Origin of the sequence: Turicibacter sp. HGF1, assembly GCF_000191865.1 — a bacterium.
GTDB lineage: Bacteria > Bacillota_I > Bacilli_A > MOL361 > Turicibacteraceae > Turicibacter > Turicibacter sanguinis.
Genome location: NZ_AEXQ01000008.1, coordinates 41,790 through 47,789 on the forward strand (window position 1 = coordinate 41,790; position 6,000 = coordinate 47,789).

Consider the following 6,000-nt stretch of genomic DNA (forward strand, 5'->3'; position numbering starts at 1 on the left):
AAAAATCCTGTATAAACAGGATTTTGAAAAAGGAATAGCTCCTTATTTTTTCTCGCGATGAGCAGTTGCTTTTTTACAACGTGGGCAATATTTATTCATCTCAAGACGTTCTGGGTTATTACGTTTATTTTTTTTAGAAATGTAGTTTTCTTCACCGCAAACTGTACATTTTAATGTAAGATTTACTCGCACTAAAATCCCTCCAATCTAATAACAACTTCTACATTATAGCATGCACCACGAAAAAACACAAAGTATTTTTTAGTTTTTTCACACTATAAGGCGAATTATGTTTTTTTTACTCGTGTGTAAAAATTATAACAAATGCTTGTAGATGACTCAAGCATTATTTTTCTGTAATTTTTACTAAAATGCATCTTAATTCCAAAATAAAAAAAGAGCATCTATGCTCTCTTTTCATTTTTAACCATTTTTCATGATTTATTCATCTAAAACGGTATTTTCTAGTTCTGATATTCAATCTTCTGAAATATTTGGTGTGCTAGGCTGATCTTGCGTTGGTGTTTCCTCTACTTGATCAGTTTCAGCTCCTCCTTCTGTTTCTCCAACTGGAATTGAGTCTTGATTTTGCGGTGTCGGAGTTGTTTGAATCCGTTGCTTATTTAAGTCAAAATAAGCCTTTAATGCTTCATATCCAATGTTAAGTGACGCTGCATCCGATTGAGTCGGTAATTCTGCCTGTGGAATGACCACTGCAATCGCTACTTCCGGATTGTCAGCAGGTGCATAGGCAATTAAGGTACGATTGTAGACCTCAATAAAATCGCCATTTTCATCTTTTACATAACGCCCTGTTTCAGTATCGCGAAGATATTCCTGAGCTGTCCCGGTTTTTCCGGCTGGATTAAAGTCTGCTTTATAAAAGACCGAGTAACCTGTCCCGCCTGATTCTTGTAAGGCGCGTTTAAATCCTTCATGAACACGATCGTAATATTTTTGATCCATTTGAACGATATTTAATAGTTTCGGTTCAAACGACTTCACCAATTGCTTTCCATCTACTTCCTCATTTGAAGGTAAATACACATCTTTGACAATTTGAGGTGCATAACGACGGCCACTTGTCGCAATAGTTGAGACATATTGTGCTAATTGCATCGTCGTATAAATATCCGCCTGTCCAATTGAAAAGTCAAGCAATTTCCCTGATGTCTTATTCGTTTCAATTAACCCAATTGATTCATTTGGCAAATCAATTCCTGTACTGACTCCAAGACCAAATTGATTAAAGAACTCGCGATACTGATCAAAAGCACTAACGTCTAACACTAATGGTCCTCCTGGGACGTAAGTTCCACCTCCAAGACGAATTGTTTGTAACATGAAATAAACGTTACTTGAGAACTTTAAGGCGTCTGAATCATTAATATAGCCGAGTGTTTTCCATGACTTTTTAATCAATCCACCTTTAAATGATAATGGACCGTCTGTAATATATTGATTGATATCCGTTACTCCGTAATGATAACCTGCTAATAAACTTGCCCCTTTGACAACTGATCCCATTGTAAAGGCATTTTGAATAGTTCCAAGAGAATTATCATATATCTCATATTGTTTTGTTTCTTCGTTATATTCAATGACTTTTCCCGTCATCGATAAAACTTCACCTGTATTTGGATTTAACATGACCACATATGCTTCACGTAAATACTGTGTGGCAACCGGGCGATTCGTTTTAGCCGCTATCAACTCATCTTCAACAATTTTATTGAGCGCTGCTTGAAGCTCGGCATCAAGTGATAAAACTAGCTCATAACCACGTTGTCCCTCATAAATTTCTTGATAGTTTGAAACCTCATTCTCATTTTTGAGTACATATTGAGATTTGCTTCCACGTAATAAAGCTTCGTAATAAAGCTCTAATTGTGAGAGCCCAACGCGGTCATTTGATTGATAATCATGCGCTTTATAATAGCCTGACAAATTGGCTGGTAACCCTTGCTCATACGATGAAACACGTCCATAAATTGGACTTATTCCCGCGACACTTGGATAAGTGCGATCCCAATCGACATCTGTATTCACACCTGGTAGTGATTCTAGATGCTCACTTACAATGGCAATTTCATCTTGAGTGGCTCCTTTTTTAATGATATTAGACGTTAAATTCGTCCCCTTATTCATATTAATATAAATGGCTTGCGTCTCTTTATCATGATCACTTAACTTTTCAAGCATCTCATCTGTAATACGACTTAATTGTAGTTGATAAATTTCATTATCATCTAACTCTTTGATTTCTTTAGCAGTCACTAATTCATTCGCTTCCTCTTTGAAAACCTCAAGATATAAGTCTTTTAAATCACGAGAGGTTAGTTTTGAGAAATCAACCTCGATTAAATTCGCTAATTGACTCGCAATGTCTTTCATTTGTGACTTAGAAACATCTGAGTAAAGTTGATACGTAATGGTATTAACGGCCTCATTATCCACTAAAACATCAAAGTTACGATCATAAATAACCCCACGTGGGACATTTTTTTGGAGCTCAACCGTCGTCGAGCGTTCAATATAATTCGTGTAATCCGGTGAATACGTAACTTGAATTGAATATAGTCGAAAACAAATCACTAAAAACAAAACAATACTGACAATCTTTAAAATATGTATTCGAAAAACTAATGACTTGATTAGCTTTAAAATCTTATCTACCATATGACGCACCTTTCTAAACTCCAAATCTAAACTTCCTCATTATTATATCACACTCACAAAAAGCCATTTGCATTTTTTATGTAAAAATAAAACTAATTTTGACTTTATCTGCGTATAATAAAAAACTGCCTCTAAGTGTGGCAGTTTCCTAATTTTCCTTACTTTTTCAATGCTTCTTCATAGCGTCTTTCCACTTCATCCCAGTTAATAACGTTCCATATGGCTTCCACAAATTCAGCTCGGCGATTTTGATATTTTAAATAATACGCATGTTCCCATACATCAATCAGTAAAAGAGGCGTTTTTCCGATACTCAAAGGTGAGTTTTGATTTAATGTATTCATCACCTCTAACTCTTTGTTTTCAGTTAAAACAAGCCATCCCCATCCTGATCCAAATTGACTGATAGCTGCCTGTGAAATTAATTTTTTCATCTTATCGCAACTACCAAACGTCTGTTTTACGTGTTTAGCTAATTTTCCAAATGGTTCACCCCCACCATTTGGTGAAAGAACGCTCCAATACATGTTATGATTTGCGTATCCGCCACCTTGATTAATCACGCCTTGACGAATATCAGCTGGAATTGCCTCAACATCACTTAGAATTTCTTCAATTGTTTTTCCATCAAAAAATTCTTCATGTCCTTTAACTAAGGCATTTAAATTATTCGTATACGTTTGATGATGTTTCGTGTAATGAATTTCCATCGTTTGTGCATCTAAATAAGGTTCTAGTGCATTATAAGAATAAGGCAATGGTGGTAACATAAAATCAGCCATCAAAAATCAACTCCCCTAAATTTAAGTATTATGGTTTGAAAGACTTCAGAATTATTATATAATGATTGATGGATAGCGTTAGTTTTTCGATAATTTATCCAAAAAAGAGATAAAATGTGGGGTGAGCCCGATGTCTTTAATAACACATCGTCAAAATACAAAAAAAGTTCAAGTAGGTAATCTCTTTATCGGTGGTGCAAATGAAGTCATTATTCAAAGTATGACCACCACTAAAACGCACGATATTGAAGCAACGGTTGAACAAATCAACCGATTAGCTGCCGCAGGATGTCAACTCGTCCGCGTCGCTTGTTTAGATGAAGAAGATGCAAAAGCAGTCAAAGCGATTAAAGAACGTATTAGCATTCCTTTAGTTGTTGATATTCATTTTGACTATCGCTTGGCGTTAATCGCAATTGAAGGTGGCGTTGATAAAATTCGCATCAATCCAGGTAATATTGGAAATGAAGACCGTGTGCGCCAAATTGTTGAAGCAGCTAAAGCGAAAAAAGTTGCGATTCGTATCGGTGTGAATGCCGGTTCATTAGAAAAAGAAATCTTAAAAAAATATGGGAAACCAACGGCGGAAGGAATGGTTGAAAGTGCCAAATTCCACGTTGAAATTTTAGAAAAACTAGGGTTTGAAGATATTATTATTTCACTTAAAGCCTCAGATACTGACTTAGCGATTGAAGCTTATGAGTTAGCCGCTAAAACATTCCCATATCCATTGCATTTAGGAATCACAGAAGCCGGAACGGTCTTCTCTGGAACCATTAAAAGTGCTATTGGACTTGGAATTTTATTAAATCAAGGGATTGGAAATACGATGCGTGTGTCATTAAGTGCAGATCCGGTGGAAGAAATTAAAGTCGCACGCGAAATTTTAAAGAATTTCGGCTTAATTAAAAATATGGCAACCTTAATTTCTTGCCCAACATGTGGTCGTATCCAATATAATTTAATTCCCCTTGCACAACGCGTTGAAGATTATTTAACAACGGTTCCTCATGATATCAAAGTTGCTGTCATGGGATGCGCGGTAAACGGGCCTGGTGAAGCTAAAAATGCTGATATTGGAATTGCAGGTGGACGCGGTGAAGGACTTCTTATCAAAAATGGAGAAATCGTTCGTAAAGTTCCGGAAGCTGAAATGTTTGATACCTTAGTTGAAGAAATTCAAATTTTAATTAAAGAACGCGAAAGCTTAGCTTAAAAATGAAAGGTGATATCTCTTGATATCACCTTTTTATTAATGGGAGAATTGGACAACAAGAAAGATACGCTCTCCTGCCTTGCTAAAAAAGAAACGTTTCGCTTTTTTGCTTACCTCCCCATATCAACACGCAGATTATTTCAGCGTTTTTTTATTAGGCTTGATGAATGAACGTTTCAAGTTCAACTTGTTTACTAATGATATCAGATTCAACCTTATTCTTCATCGATGATAGTTGCGATAAAACTTGGCTCACCTGTCTTTTAACTGAAGAAATGTCATCATAGGAAGCATTAATTTTGGATTGAACTAAAAAGCCCATCAAGAATCCATTAAAAAAGAAATCAGCAACCTTCGTAAAGCCGTCCATCTCAATTTGAAAATTCGTCTTCAATTTAACCTCTGTGAGCTCTCTTTTGAATCGATTCATTAAGGACTGAGTTTTGCTAGCATTATCTCGCGCTTGATGAAGAGATGAATGTTTGGCAATATCAGCAACCACCCCGCCGCCAACCATGTCAAATACACCAAAACTCTTAGCACTCTTCTAACTGACGCTTTGCCTGAGCATATTTTAATTTTGCTTCTAAAACCTCATTTTCTTCTTTTTTAATTTTTGCTTGATAATTTCCAAGCAATTGATAAAACGTCTTGATAACCTTGTGATGTGTCAAATTTTCAACGTCTAATTGCTCAGCTCTTAATTTTGATTCTAACTCACGCATTTGACCTTCTAATTTCCGTTGACGCTGCTTTAATCATTTTAAACAATCTTCATTTCGTTGATAAGTCGCGACTTGTTCTTGTAATTGATGTCATTCCCTATTGATTCGTGTAAACATTTAACTCCTCCCCCTAAAGCCATTTATATTAAATTCATTATATCCAAAGCGTCTCTCTATTAATATATAATTTCTCTATTTAAAACCCTTTCATCAATGACGTAACCGTTATCTCAAAAAAAAAACGTCATTTTTTAGAACCTTTTGCAATAAACTGCATAGTATAAATGAAAGCTTACATCATTTATACTTAAGGGGGGACGCATGATGTATGATAACATTAAAGCAACCTTAATGAAATTGACCTTCGATGAATTGCAATCTTTGAATCAAAAAAATGATTTGCGCATTGAGGGTTCTGACTTAGAGATTTTCCATCACTTGTTAACCGAACATTGGCAAGAGTTGATGGATGAATCCTCTCTATCTCTGATTGACGATACGCTTAGCAAACATTGCAATCTATATAATCTATCAAAATATCATGAACTCATTACGTCTATCAAACGAAATATCATTTTTAACAAAAGATAATAACAAA

Annotated in this window: 7 protein-coding genes; 2 read left to right on the forward strand and 5 right to left on the reverse strand. The window is 35.5% G+C overall.

Annotation, left to right across the window (positions count from 1 at the left end):
• Window positions 1-42: 42 nt before the first annotated feature.
• From rpmG to HMPREF9402_RS00845, 3 genes are all read right to left on the reverse strand, one after another.
• On the reverse strand, window positions 43-192 hold the full coding sequence (gene rpmG / locus HMPREF9402_RS00835) for a 50S ribosomal protein L33 (protein WP_006785801.1): 150 nt from the start codon (window positions 190-192) through the stop codon (window positions 43-45).
• A 285-nt stretch (window positions 193-477) separates the two neighbouring features.
• Window positions 478-2,679, reverse strand: a complete 2,202-nt coding sequence (locus tag HMPREF9402_RS00840) for a peptidoglycan D,D-transpeptidase FtsI family protein (RefSeq protein ID WP_229040102.1) — start codon at window positions 2,677-2,679, stop codon at window positions 478-480.
• A gap of 158 nt (window positions 2,680-2,837) precedes the next feature.
• Window positions 2,838-3,461, reverse strand: coding sequence for a superoxide dismutase (locus tag HMPREF9402_RS00845; RefSeq protein ID WP_006785799.1), 624 nt, complete (start codon window positions 3,459-3,461; stop codon window positions 2,838-2,840).
• A gap of 130 nt (window positions 3,462-3,591) precedes the next feature.
• Between HMPREF9402_RS00845 and ispG the strand changes: the two genes are divergently transcribed.
• Window positions 3,592-4,677 carry a flavodoxin-dependent (E)-4-hydroxy-3-methylbut-2-enyl-diphosphate synthase gene (gene ispG, locus HMPREF9402_RS00850; RefSeq protein ID WP_006785798.1) on the forward strand — a complete coding sequence of 362 codons (1,086 nt, stop codon included), beginning with the start codon at window positions 3,592-3,594 and terminating at the stop codon, window positions 4,675-4,677.
• Window positions 4,678-4,831: 154 nt separating this feature from the next.
• Here ispG and HMPREF9402_RS00855 read toward each other — a convergent pair whose 3' ends face one another.
• Window positions 4,832-5,194, reverse strand: coding sequence for a hypothetical protein (locus HMPREF9402_RS00855; protein WP_006785797.1), 363 nt, complete (start codon window positions 5,192-5,194; stop codon window positions 4,832-4,834).
• Window positions 5,195-5,213: 19 nt separating this feature from the next.
• Window positions 5,214-5,402 (reverse strand): hypothetical protein, encoded by a 189-nt coding sequence (locus HMPREF9402_RS00860; RefSeq protein ID WP_009606182.1) that lies wholly within the window; start codon window positions 5,400-5,402, stop codon window positions 5,214-5,216.
• A gap of 324 nt (window positions 5,403-5,726) precedes the next feature.
• Here HMPREF9402_RS00860 and HMPREF9402_RS00865 point away from each other — a divergent pair, with 324 nt between their 5' ends.
• Window positions 5,727-5,993, forward strand: coding sequence for a hypothetical protein (locus tag HMPREF9402_RS00865; protein ID WP_039930614.1), 267 nt, complete (start codon window positions 5,727-5,729; stop codon window positions 5,991-5,993).
• Window positions 5,994-6,000 lie beyond the last annotated feature (7 nt).